The following is a 19,965-nucleotide window of genomic DNA, read 5'->3' on the forward strand; positions in this document are numbered from 1 at the left end:
CGATGCAGGCGCCACGATCTATCAAACCTTGCGCCACACGCTGGCCAGCCACGGCTGCTGCTCCCGCGGCAAACCGGCTGGCCGGTAGTAATGCTCCAGCTCGACAAACCCCGCCGCCGTCAGCAAGTGCTGCCACGCCACCAGGTCGTGGTAGGCGCCATAACGCGGGCCGTTCCAGCCTTCGCGGTTGTCGCCGCGCGGGTTGGAGCTGAACAGCACGCCGCCGGGTTTCAGCGTGGTGCGCAGCTGGCGCAGCACTCGCGGCAACTCCTGCGAGGGGATATGGAACAGCACGGCATTGGCGAAGATGCCGTCGAAGCGTTCGGCGGGCAGGTCGAGCTTGAGGAAGTCCTGCTGCCAGACCTCGCAACCGCTGTCGTCGCGGGCCATCTGGGTAAAACGCTCGGAGCCGTCGAGGCCGATGGCGATATGGCCGAGGCGGGTGAAGGTCTGCAGGTCGCGCCCGGGGCCGCAGCCGAAGTCCAGCAGGGTGAAGGGCGCCGTGCCCTGGATATGCCGCAACAGGGCATCGATGTTCTGGCTGACATCGTGGTCGCGGGTGCCTTCGCGGAAGTCTTCGGCCACTTGGTTGTAGTGACCCAGGGTGGTGGAGGTGATCTGGTCGAGGTCGGCGGGAGCGAGTTTCATGGCGGGCTGCGTTGGTTGAGGTGGTGTGCCGAATATACTCCATGCCCATCACGCCGGCCCTCTGTAGCCGCTGCCGAAGGCTGCGATCGGCTGCGAAGCGGCCGTGCTCTTGAGGGCCTCGAAGGCCCTTCGGGCNCAGCCTGCGGCAGCGGCTACAGGGCGTTCGCCACGACAAGGTGGCGTTGCTCAACGCTTGTTGAGCACCCGCGCCAAACGGTCGCCGCCGAGCTGGATCGCGGCGACGAGGATCACCAGCAGCACTATCACCGTGAGCATGATCTGGCTGTCGAAACGCTGATACCCATAGCGATAGGCAATGTCCCCCAGGCCACCGGCGCCGATGGCCCCGGCCATGGCCGAGGAGTTGATCATGGTCACCAGGGTGATGGTGAAACCGCCGACGATGCCCGGTAGCGCCTCCGGCAACAGCACATGCCAGACGATGTGCCAGCGCCGGCAGCCCATGGCCTGGGCGGCTTCGATCAGGCCGTGGTCGACCTCGCGCAGGCTGACCTCGGCGATCCGCGCGAAGAACGGCGTGGCGGCGATGGTCAGCGGCACCACGGCCGCCCAGACGCCGTAGGTGGTGCCGACGATCAGCCGGGTGAAGGGGATCAGCGCCACCATCAGGATCAGGAACGGGATCGAGCGGAACAGGTTGACGAAGGCCCCCAGCACGCTGTTCAGCCTGGGAGCTTCGTAGATCCCGTCCTTGCCGCTGGTGACCAGGATCACCGCCAGCGGAATGCCCGCCAGCAAGGCGATCAGCGACGACACGCCGACCATCAGGAAGGTATCGATAACGCCCTGGAGCAAGCGATCAAACCACATAACCCAGCACCTCTACCTGTTGTGTCCATTGCTTCTGCAAAAAGTGCTGCGCGCGCAGGCGCTGTTCCTCGGCGCCCAGGGACGAGCCGCTGACCGCCAGCAGCAGTTGCCCCAGGGCATGCCCCTGGATCCGTTCCACGCCGCCGTGCAGCAGCCGCACGCGCCCGCCCAGGGTGCTGAACAGCGCGGCCAGGTCCGGCTCGTCGCTGGTCCTGCCGGTGAACTGCACGCGCAATACCACCGCCGCGTCCGAAGACTTCGGCTGGCTTTGCAGGCGGTTTTGCAGCTCCTCCGGCAAGCCGTGCTGCAAGGGCGCCAGCAGGGTCTTGCTGACCTCGTGCTGCGGGTTGCCGAACACTTCCCAGACCGGCCCCTGCTCGACGATATGCCCGTGCTCCAGCACCACCACCCGGTCGCAGATATCGCGGATCACCGCCATCTCGTGGGTGATCAGGATGATGGTCAGGCCCAGGCGCTGGTTGATCTGTTTGAGCAGGCCGAGGATCGACTGGGTGGTCTCCGGGTCCAGCGCCGAGGTGGCCTCGTCGCACAGCAGGATCGCCGGGTCATGCACCAGCGCCCGGGCGATGCCCACCCGCTGTTTCTGCCCGCCCGAGAGCTGCGCCGGGTAGGCCTTGTGCTTGTCCTTCAGGCCCACCAGTTCCAGCAGTTCGCGCACCTTGCGCTCGCGCTGTTCCTTGGGCACGCCGGCCACCTTCAGCGGCAGCTCGACGTTCTGCCACACGGTCTTGGCCGACATCAGGTTGAAGTGCTGGAAGATCATGCCGATGCGCCGGCGCAGCTCCACCAGGCGATCTTCGTCGAAGTCGCCGATGTCCACCTGATCGATCAGCACCCGGCCGCCCGAAGGCTGTTCCAGGCGATTGATGGTGCGGATCAGCGATGACTTGCCGGCGCCGCTGCGGCCGATGATGCCGAACACTTCGCCGCGCTGGATTGCCAGGTCGATACCGTGCAGGGCCTGCACCGGGCCTTGCTGGCCCTGGTAGGTTTTGGTCAGGCCGATGAAGCGTACATGGGCGTGATTCAGATCCGGATGCAGTTCGGTCTGCTGCGCGTTTTGCAGCTGTTCGGGCGGCTGCTTGGAGGCCTTGTGCGGGAGGTAGGCGACGCTCATCTCAACCTTCCCAGCCGGCTTGGTAGAGCTTGCCGTGGGCTTTATCCAGGGCGGCGCGCACAGCCGGTGAATGCTGGTAGATGTCGACGAACTTGATCAGCCGCGGGTCGGTCTTGCTCTTGGGCTGGATCACGAACTGGATCACGTATTCCTTGTGGTCGAGGCCGTCGAACAGCAGTGCCGAGCTGGCGTCGAAGGTCTTGGCCAGGCGGATATAGGCCGGGTAGCCCTGCACCAGGTCGGCGTCGTCATAGGCGCGTACCAGTTGCACGGCCTCGACCTGGAGAATCTTCAGTTTCTTCGGGTTGGCGACTATGTCGTCTTCGGTGGCCTTGTAGCCGACGCCTGGCTTGAGGCTGATCAGGCCGGCCTTGGCCAGCAGCTGCAAGCCGCGGCCGCTGTTGATCGGGTCGTTGGCGATGGCGACGGTAGCGCCTTCGGGCAGCTCGTCGAAGCTTTTGTATTTTTTCGAGTACAGGCCGACGTTGTTGATGATCCCCGGGGCGAACGGCACCAGGTCGAAACCGGCGGCGGCCTTGGCGTTTTCCAGGAACGGGATGTGCTGGAAGTAGTTCACGTCGATATCGCCGGCGGCCAGGCTGACGTTCGGCGCGATCCAGTCGCTGAACTCCACCAGTTCGACTTTCAGGCCCTGTTTGCCCGCCTCTTCGACGGCGGCCTCCAGGGGAATGGCGAAGGCGGCGGTGGTGCCGACTTTCAGCGGCGCGTCGGCGGCGAATACCGCGTTGCTGAACAGTCCGAGGGTGAGGGCCAGTGCTTTGACTGGGTGGCTTAAGAGCTTGGTTTTCATGGTTGTGGTTCCAGTCAGTGCATTGAAGTTTGGGGGTGTTTGTACTGGCCTCATCGCGGGCAAGCCTCGCTCCTACAGACACANCGATGCCGTTAGCGGCGGAAAGCCGCGCCCGTGTGTTGCTCCGGCAATTGCGCTTCGCGCTGGAACAGCTTTTCGCGCAGGGTGCCGTTGTCATAGGCGGTCTTGTACGAGCCGCGGCGTTGCAGCTCGGGGATCACCAGGTCGATGAAGTCGACATAACTTTCCGGGGTGACGATGCGAGTCAGGTTGAAGCCGTCGAGGCCGGTTTCGGCGATCCAGGATTCGAGGTCGTCGGCCACCTGCTGCGGCGAGCCGACCACCGTGATGTAGCGCCCGCCGAGGGCGTGCTGGTCGAGCAGCTTGCGCCGGGTCCAGTCGTTGTTCTGCAGGTTTCGGGTGGCCGACTGGATGGCGTTGCTCTTCACGTACTGGATAGGTTCGTCGATCTCGTACTGGGAAAAGTCGATGGCGGTGGACGCCGAGAAATGCGCCACCCCGGCCTCCGCGCTGGCATGGCTGCGGTACTCCGCGTGCTTCTTCCAGGCCAGTTCCTCGGTCTCGGCGACTATCACGTTGAGCCCCATGAACACCTTGATGTCCTCGGGGTTGCGCCCGGCCGCCACGGCGCTGGCGCGGACCTTGTCCACCTGGGCCTTGGTCGAAGGCTTGTTCTGCCCGCTGATGAACACGCATTCGGCGTGGCGCCCGGCGAACAGCAGGCCGCGATCCGAACTGCCGGCCTGGAACAGCACCGGCGTGCGTTGTGGCGAGGGCTCGCACAGGTGATAGCCCTCGACCTGGTAGAACTCACCCTTGTGCTCGACCTTGTGCACCTTCTCCGGCCGGGCGTAGATCCGCTGTTCGCGGTCGTTGATCACCGCGTCGTTTTCCCAGCTGCCTTCCCAGAGCTTGTAGAGCACTTCCAGGTATTCGTCGGCCTGGTCGTAGCGCCGGTCATGCTCGGCCTGTTCGCTCAGGCCCATGGCCTTGGCGGCGCTGTCGAGGTAACCGGTGACGATGTTCCAGCCGACCCGGCCACGGCTCAGGTGGTCCAGCGTGGACATGCGCCGGGCGAACAGATACGGCGGCTCGTAGGTGAGGTTGGCGGTGAGGCCGAAGCCGAGGTTGCGGGTCACCGCGGCCATGGCCGAGACCAGCAGCAGCGGGTCGTTGACCGGCAGCTGGATCGACTCCTTGAGCGTCACGTCCACCGAGTTCTGGTAGACGTCGTAGACCCCGACGATATCGGCGATGAACAGCCCGTCGAACAGCCCGCGCTCCAGCAGCTGCGCCAGTTCGGTCCAGTATTCGAGGGTCTTGTACTGGGTCGAGTTGTCCCGCGGATGGGTCCACAGGCCGTGGTTGATGTGCCCGATGCAGTTCATGTTGAAGGCATTGAGCAGGATCTTTTTTTTGCCGTTCTCAAGAGCACTCATCAGATGGTCCCCCGCAGTGGCGGGTTCGTCTCGTTGAGGTAGTAGTTGCCCACCGCGTGGTACTTCCAGCGTACCGGGTCGTGCAGGGTGTGCACCCGGGCGTTGCGCCAGTGACGGTCGAGGCCGTGTTCGGCCAGGGTCGCCTGGCTGCCGGCCAGTTCGAACAGGGTGCTGCCGGCGGCCAGGGAGATTTCGGTGCTGATGGCGCGGGCCTCGGCGACCGCGATGGACGCAGCCGCCACAGTCTCGGCGTTGGGCTCGGCCTGGGCCGCGTCGAGGAACTCCCCGGAACGCTCCAGCAGCGCCTCGGTGGCGTGCAGGCGAATGCTCAGGTGGCCGAAGCTCTTGATTGTCAGCGGATCTTCAGTGGCCTTGTCGTTGCCGGAGTCGATCCACGGCCGGGTCTTGGTGCGCACGAAATGCAGGGCGTCTTCATAGGCGGCACGGGCGATACCGGTGTCGATGGCGGCATGGAGAATCTGCGCCAGCGGGCCGACGGTGGTCGGGCGTTCGAAGGCGCTTTGAAAGGGAATCACGTCCTCGGCGGCGACGAACACATCCTCGAACACCACCGAGCCGCTGCCGGTGGTGCGCTGGCCGAAGCCGCTCCAGTCGTCGATCACGTTCAGGCCCTGGCTGTCCGCCGGGACGAAGGCCAGTTGCTGCACACCATTTTCATCCACCACCGAAGTGGGGATGCGCTGGGCGTAGATGGCGCCGGTGGAGTAGAACTTGCGGCCGTTGATGCGATAGCCGTCGCGTCCTTGCTGCACGTCACGGGTCAGGCGAGTGGTGCGGTCGTGGGCGGTCTTGGTGCCCAGCTCGGCCAGGGCATTGCCGAAGCGCTGGCCGGCCAGGACCTCGGCGTACAGGCGTTTTTTCTGCGCCTCGCTGCCGTTCACCCGCAGTACTTCGAGGGCGTAGAAATGGTTCTGCGGGATCTGCCCCAGGGAGCCGTCGGCCTGGGCGATCAGGGCGATGACCTTGGCCAGGGTGACGTTGGACACGCCGGCGCCGCCGTATTCCCTGGGCACGCTGATGCCCCACAGGCCGGAGCGGGAAAAGGCTTCGAGTTCGGGGTGGGGCAGGCGGCGTTCGCTGTCGCGCAGGGCGCTGTCGCGCTTGAAATCCTCGGCCAGGTCGCTGGCGACGATCAGGGCTTGCTCATCGCTGGTTATGACCGCGACGTGTTGAGAAAGAGTCATGTACTTCTCCAGAGATCTGGTCGCTTAAATCCAGGAATGGCGAGCCGGCAGAGTGCCGTTCAGGTGGTAGGTGCCGACGGCGTGGTATTTCCAGCGCACCGGATCGTGCAGGGTGTGGACCCGGGCGTTGCGCCAGTGCCGGTCGAGGTTGAACTCGGCGAGGGTGGCGCGGCTGCCGGCCAGTTCGAAGAGCTTTTCGCTGGCCAGCAGCGAGATCTCGGTGGTCAGCACCTTGGCTTCGGCTACGGCGATCGAGGCGCGGGCAGCGGACTCGGCGCTGATCGGCGCGGCGCTGACCTGGTCCAGCACTTGGCCGGCCTTGCGCAGCAGGGCCTCGGCGGCGTGCAGTTCGATTTTCAGCTTGCCGATGTCGGCAATTACATAGAGGTCGTCGCTGGCCCGTTCGACGTTGGCGTCGACCCACGGCCGCGAGCGTTCACGCACGAAGTCGATGGCGTCGTCGATGGCGGCGCGGGCGATGCCGGCGTCGATCGCCGCCTGGATCAGCTGCGAGACCGCGCCCTGGATATTCGGCGATTGGTTGATGCGCCAGTTGTCCACCACCAGGTCGGCATCGACCCGCACGTTTTTGAGCAAAATGGTGCCGCTGGCGGTAGTGCGCTGGCCGAAGCCCGACCAGTCGTCGACGATGCGCAGCCCCGGGGTGCCGCGCCGGACGAAGGCCAATACCTGCTTGCCGTCGTCGTTCAGCGCCTTGACCGCTACCCAGTGGGCGAACAGGGCGCCGGTGGAATAGAACTTCTGGCCATTGAGCAGGTAACCGTCGCCGTCGGCGGTGATCCGCGCCTTGAGTTCCAGGGTGTTTTTGGTCCCGCGTTCCGGGCCGGCGTTACCGATGCGCCAGCCTTCCAGCACACTCTGGAACAGCTGCTTTTTCTGCCGTTCGGTGGCGCTGCCGAGAATCAGGTTGAGAATGCCGAACTGGTTCTGCGGGATCTGTCCCAGGGCCGGGTCGGCCGCGGAAATGATCGCGAAGACTTCCGCCAGGGTCACGAAGGAAACCTGCGGGCCGCCGTATTCGCGGGGGATGGCAATACTGCCCAGGCCACTGCGGGTGAAGTGTTCGATTTCCGCCCATGGCAGCTTGCGCTGCTGGTCGCGCCGGGCCGCCTGCTGGCGGGCGACGGTGGCCAGTTCATGGGCGGCTTGAAGGGCTTCTGCGTCGTTCAGCAGAACCCGTGCGGGCAACAACAGGGGGGCGATATCCAGATCGCTCTGGACATTTGCATCGGCCAGATTGGACATCAGTGCCACTCCTTGGCTGCACGCAATGCCCTGGCGATTTGCACTGGGGTGATTGTGTTCCGGACCATACCTACCTCACATCTTTGGAAGTGCCGCGTCATGAGCGGCGAAATCGGGTTCAAGAATGTCCGGTGGTCCGGTGCATATACCCTATGCGCGTATAAAAATTAAATAAACTAACTTTTATGAATATGCATAGAAGGGGTTTACGTATACGGCAGGTAGGGTGGGATCAGGGGTAACAGGGCTTGGGTCAGGGAGATTTTTGCGCCGCTGCCGCAGGCTGCGAACGGCTTCGAAGAAGACGTGGTTTGTGGTTCCGGCGCAAGGCCCTGCGGGCCTTGTCGCAGCCTCGCGGGGCTCGGCAGCGGCTACAGGGGGCGCGGTTTCTGTAGCCGCTGGCGTAGCCTGCGCTCGGCGGCGTAGCCGTCGTAAACCGGGATATGGGATGTGGCGGGTTAGCGTTCGCTGCACAGCCCATCCTGGGCCCGGCAGCGAGGCACAGGTCAGGCCTGGGGATGGCCCGCGGTGAGGAACTTGCTGAGGAATTGCCGGGTGCGTTCTTCCCTGGGGTTGGCGAACAGCGCCTTGGCTTCGCCCTGTTCGACGATCACGCCCTTGTCGAAGAAGATCACCCGGTTGGCCACGTCGCGGGCGAAGCCCATTTCGTGGGTGACGATGACCATGGTGCGTTTCTCCTCGGCCAGGCCGCGGATGGTCGCCAGCACTTCGCCCACCAGCTCCGGGTCGAGGGCCGAGGTCGGTTCGTCGAACAGGATCACTTCCGGTTCCATCGCCAGCGCCCGGGCAATCGCCACGCGCTGTTGCTGGCCGCCGGAGAGGCGTCGCGGGTAGGCGTCTTCCTTGCCCGCCAGGCCGACCTTGGCCAACAGTCCGCGGCCCAGGGCCAGCGCCTGCTCGCGGGGCGTCTTCTTCACCACCAGCGGGCCTTCGATAACATTTTCCAGCGCGGTGCGATGGGGGAACAGGTTGAAGTTCTGGAACACGAAACCCACCTGCTGGCGCAGTTGCCGCACCAGGCCCTGCTGCTGGGTCAGCGGCCGGCTGCCATCGATTTCGATGTTGCCGACCTTGATCCGGCCGCTGGTAGGTTCTTCGAGAAAATTCAGGCAGCGCAAAAAGGTGGTCTTGCCCGAGCCGCTGGGGCCGATGATGGCGACCACCTCGCCTTCCGCCACTGTCAGGTCGATACCATTGAGGACGGTCTGACCCTTGAACTGCTTCGTCAGTTTTTCAACCACAATCATGGGTTCAGGACTCCTGGTCGTGCCGATTGACCCGCTCTTCCAGTCGGTTCTGCAGGTGCGCCAGCACGCTGGCCAGAACCCAGTAGATCAGCGCGGCGGCAAGATACATGGTGAAGACTTCGAAGGTCCGGGCGGTGATCAGCTGCGCCTGGCGGAACAGTTCCGGGACCTGGATGGTGGCGGCCAGGGCGGTGTCCTTGACCAGCGAGATAAAGCTGTTGCCCAGGGGCGGCAGGGCCGTGCGCATGGCTTGCGGCAGGATCGCCCGGCGCAGGGTCTGGGCCCGGGTCATGCCGATGCTGGCCGCCGCTTCCCACTGCCCGCGCTCGATGGAGCCGATGGCTGCGCGCAGGATCTCGCAGGCATAGGCCGCCATGTTCAACGAGAAGCCGATCAGCGCCGCCGGCAGTGGGTCAAGCTCGATACCCAGCTGCGGCAGGCCGTAATAGATCACGAACAGTTGCACCAGCAACGGCGTGCCGCGAAAGAACGACACATAGACGCGGGCGATCCAGCTCAGCAGCTTGAAGCGCGACAGGCGCATCAGCGCCAGGGCGAACCCCAGCGCCAATCCGAAGAACATGCCGCCGAGGCTGAGGATCACTGTGAAATACGCGCCCTTGAGCAGAAAGGGCGCGGAGTTCAGCAACAGCTGTGTGGTTTCGGCGATTTGCTGGCTCAACTGCGGAAAATACAGTTCGAACTGAAAACCTGCTTCCATTATTGAGTGACGTCAGCGTTGAAGTATTTTTCCGAGAGCTTTTTCAGCGTGCCATCAGCGCGCAGTTCCTCGATCGCCTTGTTCACCGCGGCCAACAGTTCGGGTTCGCCCTTGCGCAGGGCCACGCCGGCTTCCTGGCGGGAGAAGGGCTCGCCGGATACGGCCAGGGTGTTGTTGGTTTTCTTGATCAGTTCGAAGGCGGCCAGGCGGTCCACCAGGATCGCGTCGATACGGCCTACGCGCAGGTCCTGGTACTTGGTCGGATCATCGTCGTAGGTCTTGATGATGGCTTTGGGCACGTTGTCCTTGAGCCATTGTTCGTAGTTGGTGCCCAGGCCGACACCGACCTTGTGCCCGGCCAGATCGGCGGCGTTCTTGAACTTGCCTTCGTCCTTCTTCTGGGTCAGGGCCTGGATGCCGGAAACGGTGTAGGGGGTGGAGAAGTCGTATTTCTTCTTGCGCTCATCCGAGATGGTCACCTGGTTGATCACCGCGTCCAGGCGCTTGGACTCGAGGGCGGCGAGGATGCCGTCCCACTTGGTCGGCTGCAGTTTGACCTTCACCCCCAGCTTCTGCGCCAGGGCTTCGGAGAACTCCACTTCGAAGCCGGCCAGCTTGCCGCTTTCGTCGACGTAGCTGAAGGGTGGGTAAGTGCCTTCCAGGCCGACGTTGATGGTGCCGGCGTCCTTGATCTTCTGCAGTTGCTCACCGGCAACCGCTTGCCCCAGCAACCCGGCACTCAGTGCCAGACCCAGCGAGCCAACGAGGATATTTCGACGTAGTGCGGAAAAAATCATGACAAGCCCCTGTGTTTTCTTATGAAGATGCGGTTGGGAAATGCAGGTCAATCGGTGAGCGGGAACGAGCGCCTTATCCTGCACTAAATGCAGCGTATGCGTCTCTCGGCAAATTCGCCTGCGGCGCGACTATAAGTGGCTGCTTATAGATGTAAAAATAATATAAATTCACATTGTTATTCTTTATTTATATATACGTTCTCGGTCCCTGTAGCCGCTGCCGCAGGCTGCGATCGACCCCGAAGGGGGCGCGCAGGATCNGTGGCCCGGACCATCGCAGCCTGCGGCAGCGGCTACACAGTGTTCAGGCAAAGGATCCGGCATAAGCGAACAGCGCCGGCGCGCCACCGGTGTGCAGGAAGATGATCGGGCCGTCGTCGAAGCGCTGGCGGCCGATGCCGTCGAGCAGGCCGGCCATGGCCTTGCCGGTGTAGACCGGGTCCAGCAGCAGGCCTTCCTGGCTCGCCAGCAGTTTCACCGCGGCCAGGGTGCCAGCATTCGGCTCGCCATAACGCGGGGCGAAATATTCGTCCCACAGTTCCACCTTGAAGCTGTCCGGCAGCGCCACCCCGAGCAATTCGGCGGTGCGTTCGGCCAGGCCCTGGACCTTTGGCCGCTGTGCTTCGTCGGTGCGCGACACGGTGACGCCGATCACCGGCAGTTGCGGCAGCACTTCGCTCAAGGCCAGGGCCAGGCCGCTGTGGGTGCCGGCGCTGCCCGAGGCCAGGACCACGGCGGCGAAGTCGAGCCCGGTGTTGTTGATCTGCTCCGCCAGCTCCAGGCCGGCGCGCACGTAACCCAGAGCGCCCAGGGCGTTGGAGCCGCCAATCGGCACCAGGTACGGTTGCTTGCCGCTGCTGCGCAGACGCTCGGCCAGGGCCTGCAACTGCTCGTCGGCGTTGTCCAGGTTGTCCACCAGCTCGACCTTGGCGTCGAACAGGTCGAGCAGCAGGCGGTTGCCGTTGCCCAGGTAATTGCCGTCATCGGTGCCGATGGGGTTTTCCAGCAGGGCAACGCAGCCCAGGCCCAGCTTGGCAGCTAGGGCCGCGGTCTGGCGCACGTGGTTGGACTGGATGGCGCCGGCGGTAATCAGGGTGTCCGCGCCCTGGGCCAGGGCATCGGCGGCCAGGTATTCGAGTTTGCGCAGCTTGTTGCCGCCCATGGCCAGCGGCGTGGCGTCGTCGCGCTTGACGTAGACATCGCGGCCCAGCCAGGTGGACAGGCGTTCGAGTTTTTCCAGGGCGGTGGCACCGCCCAGCAGGTCGAGACGGTTAAAACGGTCGAGCTGTCGTTTGATCATGAGGCCGCACGGGTTGTCAGAGGTGTCAGGGACTATAGGCAGCGATATTTGCCGGGGCAACCGTCAATCGCTTATGCCAAAAGGTACTTAGGCCAGCACAATTAGTTCTTAATTTGGCCTGGGGCGCATACCGTAAAGTGGCGTCGTTTACGCGGCCAGACAGTCCGGCCGCCTGAGTGAGGAGTCCTATCGTGAGCGAGCGTTCCAGCCATTGGCAATTGCAGACCATAGTCGGTCAACTGCGTGATGCCCGCGACCAGTGGCGTACCCGCAACGGGCGGGTCAGCGGTGAGCAGGGCGGTCGGGAACTGCCGTCGCGCGCGGCCATGGCCGAGATTCTCGAAGCGCTGTGCGGTGCCCTGTTCCCGATGCGCCTGGGCCCGGTGGACCTGCGCGAGGAAAGCGAAGATTTCTACGTCGGCCATACCCTGGACGCGGCCCTCAATTCGTTGCTCGCCCAGGCTCGCCTGGAGCTGCGTTACGCTGCGCGCCAGAGCGGCGAGTCGGACGAAGACGTCAACGCCAGGGCCATCCGCATCATCCAGGACTTCGCCCTGGCCCTGCCGGGCCTGCGGGTGCTGCTCGATACCGATGTGCTGGCCGCCTACCACGGCGACCCGGCGGCGCGTAGCGTCGATGAAGTGCTGCTGTGCTACCCGGGCATCCTGGCGGTGATCCACCATCGCCTGGCCCACCACCTGTACCGCGCCGGCCTGCCGCTGCTGGCGCGGATCAGCGCGGAAATCGCCCACTCGGCCACCGGTATCGACATTCACCCGGGGGCGCAGATCGGCCGCAGTTTCTTCATCGACCACGGCACCGGTGTGGTGATCGGCGAAACCGCGATCATCGGCGAGCGGGTGCGCATCTACCAGGCCGTGACCCTGGGCGCCAAACGCTTCCCGGCGGACGAGGACGGCCAGTTGCAGAAGGGCCACCCGCGCCACCCGATCGTCGAAGACGACGTGGTGATCTACGCCGGCGCGACCATCCTCGGGCGCATCACCATCGGCAAGGGTTCGACCATCGGCGGCAACGTCTGGCTGACCCGCAGCGTGCCGGCCGGGTGCAACCTGACCCAGGCCAACCTGCAACATGACGATGGGTCGCAGAAGTAGGAATCTTCTGCGCCTGTTGGATTTTTCGCGGGCAAGCCTCGCTCCTACAGAAGCATGTGTAGTNGGCTTGCCCGCGATGCTTTTCAGCGGTTTGCATGCCTGATGGCAATCCGCTTATTTAGCGCTGAACGATTCCCTCCGCCACACATCAGACCTTTCCTAAAACCTGTGAAATCAGGTGACCGCCGAGCCCGGCGATTAGTCCTTGCGCGCCTAACCGTGTTTAACTTGAACGCTTGTTCAAGTTAAACCGGCAGCTCGCTGCCCGCTCACAACAGGAGGCTTACCTTTGCTGAGTCCGATCTTTTCAGCCGCGCTTTACCCCCTCGAGGTGCACCTTTCATGAGTGCATCGTCCATTCCCGCCAGCGGCCTGATCCGCATGAATCCGCCGGTGTTCTACTTCGCCGCGAGCTTTATCCTGGCCTTCGGCCTGGTGGTCATTGCCCTGCCGGAACAAGCCGGCGCCTGGTTGCTGGCTGCGCAAAACTGGGCGGCCAATACGGTCGGCTGGTACTACATGCTGGCCATGACCCTGTACCTGGTCTTCGTGGTGGTCACCGCCTTGTCCGGCTACGGCAAGATCAAGCTCGGTGCCGACCACGACGAACCCGAATTCAGTTACCTGTCCTGGGCCGGCATGCTGTTCGCCGCCGGGATCAGCATCACGCTGTTTTTCTTCTGCGTCTCGGAACCTTTGACCCATATGCTGCAACCGCCCCAGGGCGAGGCCGGGACCGCGGACGCGGCGCGCCAGGCCATGCAGATTCTCTTCCTGCACTGGGGCCTGCACGGCTGGGGCGTGTTCGCCTTCGTCGGCATGGCCCTGGCGTATTTCGCCTACCGGCATAACCTGCCGCTGGCCCTGCGTTCGGCGCTGTACCCGCTGATCGGCAAGCGCATCAACGGCCCCATCGGCTACGCGGTGGATGGCTTCGGCATCATCGCCACGGTGTTCGGCCTCGGCGCCGACATGGGCTTTGGCGTGCTGCACCTCAACTCCGGCCTAGACTACCTGTTCGGCATCGCCCACACCCAGTGGGTCCAGGTGGGCCTGATCAGCCTGATGATGGGCGCGGCGATCATCGTTGCGGTGTCCGGCGTCGACAAGGGCGTGCGGGTGATGTCCGACATCAACATGCTGCTGGCCTGTGCGCTGCTGCTGTTCGTGCTGTTCGCCGGTCCCACCCAGCACCTGCTCAACACCCTGATCCAGAACCTCGGCGATTACCTCGGCGCCTTGCCGACCAAGAGCTTCGACCTCTACGCCTATGACGAACCCAGCGATTGGCTGGGTGGCTGGACCGTCTTCTACTGGGCCTGGTGGATCGCATGGTCGCCGTTCGTGGGCCTGTTCATCGCGCGGATTTCCCGTGGCCGGACCATCCGCGAATTCGTGTTCGGCGTGCTGTTGATTCCCCTGGGCTTCACCCTGGCCTGGATGTCGATCTTCGGCAACAGCGCCATCGACCAGGTGCTCAACCACGGCATGAGCGCGCTGGGCATGTCGGCCATCGAGAACCCCTCGATGACCCTCTACCTGCTGCTGGAAACCTACCCTTGGAGCAAGACCGTCATCGCCGTGACGGTGTTCATCAGCTTCGTGTTTTTCGTCACCTCGGCCGACTCCGGTACTGTGGTGCTCTCGACTCTTTCGGCCCGTGGCGGCAACGCCGACGAAGACGGGCCGAAATGGCTACGGGTGTTCTGGGGCGCGATGACCGCGCTGGTCACCAGCGCGCTGCTGTTCGCCGGCAGCATCGACTCGCTGAAGTCGGCGGTGGTGCTGACTTCGCTGCCGTTTTCGATGATCCTGCTGCTGATGATGTGGGGGCTGCACAAGGCCTTCTACCTCGAATCGCAGAAGCAGATCGCCCAGTTGCATTCGCTGGCGCCGGTGTCGTCGTCCTCGCGTCGCGGCAAGGGCGGCTGGCGCCAGCGCCTGAGCCAGGCGGTGCATTTCCCGTCACGCGACGAGGTGTATCGCTTCCTCGATCAGACGGTGCGCCCGGCCATCGAAGAAGTGACTGCGGTGTTCGTCGAGAAAGGCCTGAACGTGATCACCCAGCCGGACCCGGCCAACGACAACGTCAGCCTGGAAATCGGCCATGGCGACCAGCATCCCTTCGTCTATCAGGTGCAGATGCGCGGCTACTTCACCCCGTCCTTCGCCCGTGGCGGCATGGGCCCCAAGGAGATGCGCAACCGGCGTTACTACCGGGCCGAAGTGCACCTGGCCGAGGGTAGCCAGGACTACGACCTGATGGGCTACAGCAAGGAGCAGATCATCAACGACATCCTCGACCAGTACGAACGCCATATGCAGTTCCTGCACCTGGTGCGTTGATCGCGGGGCGGTGGCGTTTGTGCCACCACCATCGCGGGCAAGCCTCGCTCCTACAGGTNCCCGCGATCAGGGCCCTCAGGCCGGGCTCATTACCGTGAACAGCACCAGCGCCGCCACCGGCACGCCGAATACCACACTGCCGACCGCCAGCTCCGTGCTCAGGGACTGGCCGGCGTGGACCATGCCCACCGCGCCATTGATCACCGTCAGCGCCAGCCAGAGCACGACGAAGCTGTAGGCCAGGATCTGGCGGCCGAGGCCGATTTTTTCGCCGATAAACAGCATCAGCGCCAGGAGGACCAGACCGAAGGAGGTGATGATCGCGGTGTGCATGATGAAGTCCTCGCGGGGGATTCAGGGTTGGCCTTGATGCGGTTATCGCGGGCAGGCTCGCGATGTCCTTTCCAACCTGCTGATCAGAAGTGTGGTCGAGGGCGCGATGTCCTGCCGGGGAAATCGATCCGTCCCCGAATCACCGTTCCCGGCAGTAAAAGGCCTGGGCTCAGACAAGCCCGCCGTTGGCGCGCAGGATCTGCCCGTTGACCCAGGCGGCCGCCGGGCTGACCAGGAAGGCGATGACGCTGGCGATGTCTTCCGGCTGACCGAGGCGCTCCAGGGGCGGCATCTTGGCGAAGTTCTGGATCTGCTCTTCGCTCTTGCCGTGCAGGAACAATTCGGTGGCCACCGGGCCGGGGGCGACAGCGTTGACGGTGATGTTGCGACCGCGCAGTTCCTTGGCGAACACCTGGGTCAGGGATTCCACCGCCGCCTTGCTGGCGATGTACACGGCGTAGCCCGGCAGGTTGAGGCCGACGGTGCTGCTGGAGAAGTTGACGATGCGCCCGCCGGCGTTCAAGCGGGTGGCGGCTTCGCGCAGGGTGTTGAAGGTGCCGCGGGTATTGATGGCGAAGGTCTGTTCGAACAGCTCGTCGCTGTGTTGCGCCAGCGGCAGGACCTTGAGAATACCGGCGTTGTTGATCAGCACGTCGACCTTGCCCAGTTGGGTTTCGGCCTCGTCGAACAAGCGGCGCACGTCATCGGCATTGGCCACGTCGGCCTTGATCGCTATGGCCCGGTGGCCGGCCTGGCGCAGTTCCACCACCAGGGCCGAGGCCTCGGTGGCGCTGCTGGCGTAGTTGATGGCGACGGCGAAACCTTCGTTGGCCAGTTGTCTGGCGATGACCGCGCCGATGCCGCGGGAGGCGCCGGTCACGATGGCCACTTTCGAAGTCTGGGTAGTCATGGCGAATTTCCTTCTGGGTAACGGCTGGGGTGTGGAAGCAGGTTCACATGTTTACCCTGGGCGATAAATGCGCCAGGGTTGGCTTTACTGTTCAATAATCGCCAACAATCAACTGCCCGGGAGCCAATCGTGGATCAAGTCAAAGCGATGAAGGTGTTCGTGCGGATCTACGAGCGCAGCAGCTTCACCCTGGCCGCCGACGACCTGAACCTGCCGCGCGCGACCCTGACCCATACCCTCAACCAGTTCGAAGCCTGGCTCGGCACCCGCTTGCTGGAGCGCAGTACCCGCCGCGTGCGCCCGACCCTCGACGGCGAGGCCTATTACCTGCGCTGCGTACAGTTGCTGGCGGAGCTGGAAGAGGCCGAGCTGGCATTTCGCACTGTGGCGCCGAAAGGGCGTTTGCGGGTCGATCTGCATGGCACCCTGGCCAAGTACTTTGTGATTCCGGCCTTGCCCGAGTTCATGGCGCGCTACCCGGAGATCGAGTTGTCCATCAGCGAGGCCGATCGTTTTGTCGACCTGATCGCCGAAGGGGTGGACTGCGTGCTGCGCGCCGGCACCCTGGGGGACTCGTCGCTGATCGGCCGGCGCGTGGCCAGCCTGCAGCAGATCACCTGTGCCAGCCCGGCGTACCTGCGCAAATACGGCGAGCCGAAGAGCCTCGACGAGCTGTCGCGGCACCGTGCGGTGAACTACGTCTCGCGCACTACGGCCAAGCTGTTCCCCTTCGAATTCATGGTCGATGGCGAACTGCGGGAAGTCGCCATCGATGGCGCGCTGTCGGTGTTCGGCGCCGAGATCTACGCCGCCTCGGCCGTGGCCGGGCTGGGCATCATCCAGTGCCCGCGCTATCGCATGGTGCAGCAGATTTCCCAGGGGCTGGTGCAGGAAATCCTCACTGACACGCCGCCGCCCCCCATGCCGGTTTCCGTGCTGTACCCGCACAACCGCCAGATGTCGCCACGGGTGCGGGTGTTCGTCGACTGGTTGGCGGAGGTTTTCGCCAGGGCGGTCTGAGCAGTGCCAGGGCGGCGCCGGTCATCGCCGCTTTCTGTATTGCTTATCCAGATGTGTATAGTGTGTATTGTTCGCCTTCGGCTGGGTATTGTGGCTTTTCGGGACGTATCGAAAGGACACGGCAATGCGCAGTCGGGAACTGATCAGGATGATCGAGGAGGACGGGTGGTATCTGATCGCGGTCAAAGGCAGTCATCACCAGTACAAGCATCTGCACAAGCCGGGGCGGGTCACTATCCCTCACCCGGATGCGGATCTGCCCAGGGGCACGATCCACAGCATCTTGAAACAGGCGGGCCTGAAATGAGGCCGGCCTTGAACGAAGAGGTCAACGAGATGAAATTCCCGGTCGTGCTGCACAAGGATGCCGACTCCGAGTACGGGGTTATCGTCCCCGATGTGCCGGGCTGTTTTTCCGCCGGCCATACCGCTGCGCAAGCCTTCGAGAATGTGAAAGAGGCCTTGTCGCTGCATTACGAAGGCCTGGTCGCCGATGGTGAGCCGCTGCCCCAGGTGCATGAGGTCGACGCGCATATCGACAATCCCGACTACGCCGGCGGCGTATGGGGGGTAGTCGAGTTCGATATCACGCCTTACTTCGGCAAGGCGGTGCGTTTCAATGCGACGTTGCCGGAGCAACTGTTGGAGCGCATCGACCAGACAGTGAAGCGCGACCAGCGTTACCGTTCGCGCTCGGGTTTTCTCGCGGCAGCGGCACTACGCGAGCTCTCCGCCTAGGCATTGCCCGTCCCCATGGTCCTCATGGGGGCATGCCTGGCATCTGCCCCTCGGCAATTTTCCTGTACCGCCCAGGCTTGGGAACCTTCGGTTCGGCCCGGCAGGGCGGTGTTTTACCGTCTATAAACAACTGATGCAGCGCTTTGTTCGATGCCGTATTCCTGGCTTTTCCAGGCAGCGCCGGCACCGACAGGGCCCTGTGTTTCCGGTGTTTTCGCCCCTTATTCCTGCTCCCAGCCAGCATTGCCATTAACCGGGATATTGCGTCGATCGAGGCTGCCTCTGAGCGACGATTTCGTACTGTATTACGTGGTACGTAATAAAATATTTCTATTGTCATATTTTCCTTCTGTTTTCTGGTCATTTCATTTCGGCAGCAGTGCTGTGCCAATGTCGTGTCCGGGCGTTCCGCCAGCAGGTGTCAGATGGTTTCAGTCATTGGCCGATCCTGAAGTGGCCGCGATCTCGCCTGGGCGTATGCTGGGCAACGTTCAGGCGCTCCGCTGATTCAGAAGTTGCGAGGGCGCTTGCCCTGCACCAATGTGCATGTGCTTAAACCTGGGTGTTCAGGATAAATAGAGAGGGTTCGATGACTTACCTTGCTGCCGAAAACCGCTACGACTCCATTCCCTACCGCCGCGTCGGACGCAGCGGCCTGGTGCTGCCGGCGCTGTCCCTGGGCCTGTGGCACAACTTCGGCGACAGCACGCCGATCGACACCCAGCGTTCGTTGTTGCGCACCGCCTTCGACCTGGGCATCAACCACTTCGACCTGGCCAACAACTACGGCCCGCCCTATGGCAGTGCCGAGATCAACTTCGGTCGCCTGCTGCGTGAAGACTTCAAGCACTACCGCGACGAGCTGATCATCTCCAGCAAAGCCGGCTGGGACATGTGGCCCGGTCCCTATGGCCAGGGCGGTGGCTCGCGCAAGTACGTGCTGGCCAGCCTCGACCAGAGCCTGCAACGCCTGGGCCTGGACTATGTGGATATCTTCTATTCCCACCGCTTCGACCCGGACACCCCGCTGGAAGAAACCGCCAGCGCCCTGGCCACCGCGGTGCAGCAGGGCAAGGCGCTGTACATTGGCATCTCGTCCTATTCCGGGGTGAAAACCCGCGAGATCGCCGCCCTGCTCAAGGAGTGGAAGGTGCCGCTGCTGATCCACCAGCCGGCCTATAACCTGCTCAACCGCTGGGTGGAGAAAGACCTGCTGGACACCACCGACGAGCTCGGCGCCGGGGTGATCGCCTTCACGCCTTTGGCTCAGGGGTTGCTGACCGACAAGTACCTCAATGGCGTTCCCGAGGACGCGCGGGTCAATCGCCCGGGCGGTGGTTCGCTGCAAGCCTCGCACCTGTCCGAAGCCAACCTCGCCCAGGTGCGCGCCCTAAACGAAATCGCCAAGCGTCGCGGCCAGAGCCTGGCGCAACTGGCCCTGGCCTGGACCCTGCGCGACCCGCGGGTGACCTCGGCCCTGATCGGTGCCAGCCGGCCAGAGCAGATAGTCGAGAACGTCGGGGCGTTGCAGAACCTGAACTTCAGCGCGGAAGAACTGGCAGAGATCGATCGTTTCGCCCGGGAAGGCGGGATCAATCTGTGGGAGAAACCTTCAACCGCGGAGTGAAACCTGCCTGCGGGTTGTGAGGCTATCGCGGCTTCTGTAGGAGCCAGGCTTGCCGGCGATCGAGGCGGTGTGTGGTGTCAGGCATACCGCTATCGCGAGCAAGCTTCGCTCCTACTTGGAGCAGGGCGGAATCCAGCTGTAGCTGTAATGAAGGGAAGCGCCTCTTCATGGAGGGGCAGGCAAATTCTATTTGTCAGGGATTGCGACTTGGCAATTCAAGTTCAACCCCGTTGCATTCGCCAAAGCGGGTACGGATTCGGCTGCCAAGACTCCGGATGTCGATTTCTTGAGGGAAGGCCTTGAGCAGTATCTGGCGTGCTTCCTCTTCTATCGAATATCCGTGGGATGTCGTCTGTTTTTGCAGAGGCAACATGATCGGGCCGATGAGCTTGTATAGGGCAATGGTCATGAGAGGCACCTCTCAACTC

General features: G+C 63.4%; 20 protein-coding genes. 6 read left to right on the forward strand and 14 right to left on the reverse strand.

Annotated elements, in window-relative coordinates:
- Window positions 1-21: 21 nt before the first annotated feature.
- The 11 genes from ACTJKT_RS22525 to ACTJKT_RS22575 form a co-directional block, all read right to left on the reverse strand.
- On the reverse strand, window positions 22-648 hold the full coding sequence (locus tag ACTJKT_RS22525; protein WP_440788641.1) for a class I SAM-dependent methyltransferase: 627 nt from the start codon (window positions 646-648) through the stop codon (window positions 22-24).
- 186 nt (window positions 649-834) lie between these two features.
- Window positions 835-1,479, reverse strand: coding sequence for a methionine ABC transporter permease (locus tag ACTJKT_RS22530; RefSeq protein ID WP_440788642.1), 645 nt, complete (start codon window positions 1,477-1,479; stop codon window positions 835-837).
- Window positions 1,469-2,617 (reverse strand): methionine ABC transporter ATP-binding protein, encoded by a 1,149-nt coding sequence (locus ACTJKT_RS22535; protein WP_025808462.1) that lies wholly within the window; start codon window positions 2,615-2,617, stop codon window positions 1,469-1,471. Before ACTJKT_RS22535 ends, ACTJKT_RS22530 begins: the two co-directional genes overlap by 11 nt.
- Before the next feature lies 1 nt (window position 2,618).
- Window positions 2,619-3,428 (reverse strand): MetQ/NlpA family ABC transporter substrate-binding protein, encoded by an 810-nt coding sequence (locus ACTJKT_RS22540; RefSeq protein WP_440788643.1) that lies wholly within the window; start codon window positions 3,426-3,428, stop codon window positions 2,619-2,621.
- A gap of 92 nt (window positions 3,429-3,520) precedes the next feature.
- On the reverse strand, window positions 3,521-4,888 hold the full coding sequence (locus ACTJKT_RS22545; protein ID WP_440788644.1) for an LLM class flavin-dependent oxidoreductase: 1,368 nt from the start codon (window positions 4,886-4,888) through the stop codon (window positions 3,521-3,523).
- Window positions 4,888-6,093 (reverse strand): SfnB family sulfur acquisition oxidoreductase, encoded by a 1,206-nt coding sequence (locus ACTJKT_RS22550; RefSeq protein WP_440788645.1) that lies wholly within the window; start codon window positions 6,091-6,093, stop codon window positions 4,888-4,890. The genes ACTJKT_RS22545 and ACTJKT_RS22550 overlap by 1 nt, the downstream gene beginning before the upstream one ends.
- A gap of 24 nt (window positions 6,094-6,117) precedes the next feature.
- Window positions 6,118-7,359, reverse strand: coding sequence for an SfnB family sulfur acquisition oxidoreductase (locus ACTJKT_RS22555; protein WP_440788646.1), 1,242 nt, complete (start codon window positions 7,357-7,359; stop codon window positions 6,118-6,120).
- Between the two features lie 506 nt (window positions 7,360-7,865).
- Window positions 7,866-8,627 (reverse strand): L-cystine ABC transporter ATP-binding protein TcyN, encoded by a 762-nt coding sequence (tcyN, locus tag ACTJKT_RS22560; RefSeq protein WP_097306144.1) that lies wholly within the window; start codon window positions 8,625-8,627, stop codon window positions 7,866-7,868.
- Window positions 8,628-8,631: 4 nt separating this feature from the next.
- On the reverse strand, window positions 8,632-9,297 hold the full coding sequence (tcyL, locus tag ACTJKT_RS22565; protein WP_037005081.1) for a cystine ABC transporter permease: 666 nt from the start codon (window positions 9,295-9,297) through the stop codon (window positions 8,632-8,634).
- A gap of 50 nt (window positions 9,298-9,347) precedes the next feature.
- On the reverse strand, window positions 9,348-10,145 hold the full coding sequence (gene tcyJ, locus ACTJKT_RS22570; protein WP_025808450.1) for a cystine ABC transporter substrate-binding protein: 798 nt from the start codon (window positions 10,143-10,145) through the stop codon (window positions 9,348-9,350).
- 304 nt (window positions 10,146-10,449) lie between these two features.
- The gene (locus ACTJKT_RS22575) at window positions 10,450-11,445 is read right to left on the reverse strand and encodes a D-cysteine desulfhydrase (protein ID WP_440788647.1); all 996 of its coding nucleotides are present in this window, start codon (window positions 11,443-11,445) and stop codon (window positions 10,450-10,452) included.
- 191 nt (window positions 11,446-11,636) lie between these two features.
- Here ACTJKT_RS22575 and epsC point away from each other — a divergent pair, with 191 nt between their 5' ends.
- Both epsC and betT read left to right on the forward strand, forming a co-directional pair.
- Window positions 11,637-12,563, forward strand: coding sequence for a serine O-acetyltransferase EpsC (gene epsC / locus ACTJKT_RS22580; RefSeq protein WP_025808447.1), 927 nt, complete (start codon window positions 11,637-11,639; stop codon window positions 12,561-12,563).
- Between the two features lie 381 nt (window positions 12,564-12,944).
- On the forward strand, window positions 12,945-14,909 hold the full coding sequence (betT, locus tag ACTJKT_RS22585) for a choline transporter BetT (RefSeq protein ID WP_440788706.1): 1,965 nt from the start codon (window positions 12,945-12,947) through the stop codon (window positions 14,907-14,909).
- Window positions 14,910-14,984: 75 nt separating this feature from the next.
- Here betT and ACTJKT_RS22590 read toward each other — a convergent pair whose 3' ends face one another.
- Together ACTJKT_RS22590 and ACTJKT_RS22595 are read right to left on the reverse strand one after the other, a co-directional pair.
- Window positions 14,985-15,242, reverse strand: coding sequence for a hypothetical protein (locus tag ACTJKT_RS22590; RefSeq protein WP_097306138.1), 258 nt, complete (start codon window positions 15,240-15,242; stop codon window positions 14,985-14,987).
- 169 nt (window positions 15,243-15,411) lie between these two features.
- Complete coding sequence (locus tag ACTJKT_RS22595) at window positions 15,412-16,152, reverse strand: SDR family oxidoreductase (RefSeq protein WP_440788648.1); 741 nt, start codon at window positions 16,150-16,152, stop codon at window positions 15,412-15,414.
- A 129-nt stretch (window positions 16,153-16,281) separates the two neighbouring features.
- On the opposite strand from ACTJKT_RS22595, the gene ACTJKT_RS22600 reads away from it, so the two are divergent.
- The 4 genes from ACTJKT_RS22600 (at window position 16,282) to mgrA (ending at window position 19,537) form a co-directional block, all read left to right on the forward strand.
- Window positions 16,282-17,172: a LysR family transcriptional regulator gene (locus ACTJKT_RS22600; protein ID WP_440788649.1), complete on the forward strand. Its 891-nt coding sequence runs from the start codon at window positions 16,282-16,284 to the stop codon at window positions 17,170-17,172.
- A gap of 124 nt (window positions 17,173-17,296) precedes the next feature.
- Window positions 17,297-17,479 carry a type II toxin-antitoxin system HicA family toxin gene (locus ACTJKT_RS22605; protein ID WP_009041685.1) on the forward strand — a complete coding sequence of 61 codons (183 nt, stop codon included), beginning with the start codon at window positions 17,297-17,299 and terminating at the stop codon, window positions 17,477-17,479.
- Window positions 17,480-17,508: 29 nt separating this feature from the next.
- Window positions 17,509-17,910, forward strand: coding sequence for a type II toxin-antitoxin system HicB family antitoxin (locus tag ACTJKT_RS22610; RefSeq protein ID WP_440788707.1), 402 nt, complete (start codon window positions 17,509-17,511; stop codon window positions 17,908-17,910).
- A 589-nt stretch (window positions 17,911-18,499) separates the two neighbouring features.
- Window positions 18,500-19,537 carry an L-glyceraldehyde 3-phosphate reductase gene (gene mgrA, locus ACTJKT_RS22615; RefSeq protein WP_440788650.1) on the forward strand — a complete coding sequence of 346 codons (1,038 nt, stop codon included), beginning with the start codon at window positions 18,500-18,502 and terminating at the stop codon, window positions 19,535-19,537.
- Between the two features lie 193 nt (window positions 19,538-19,730).
- Here mgrA and ACTJKT_RS22620 read toward each other — a convergent pair whose 3' ends face one another.
- Entirely contained in the window at window positions 19,731-19,946 is a 216-nt protein-coding gene (locus ACTJKT_RS22620; protein ID WP_440788651.1) for a FitA-like ribbon-helix-helix domain-containing protein, read from the reverse strand.
- Window positions 19,947-19,965: the final 19 nt, after the last annotated feature.

Source organism: Pseudomonas sp. 22526, from assembly GCF_052044735.1.
Classification (GTDB): Bacteria; Pseudomonadota; Gammaproteobacteria; order Pseudomonadales; family Pseudomonadaceae; genus Aquipseudomonas; species Aquipseudomonas piscium.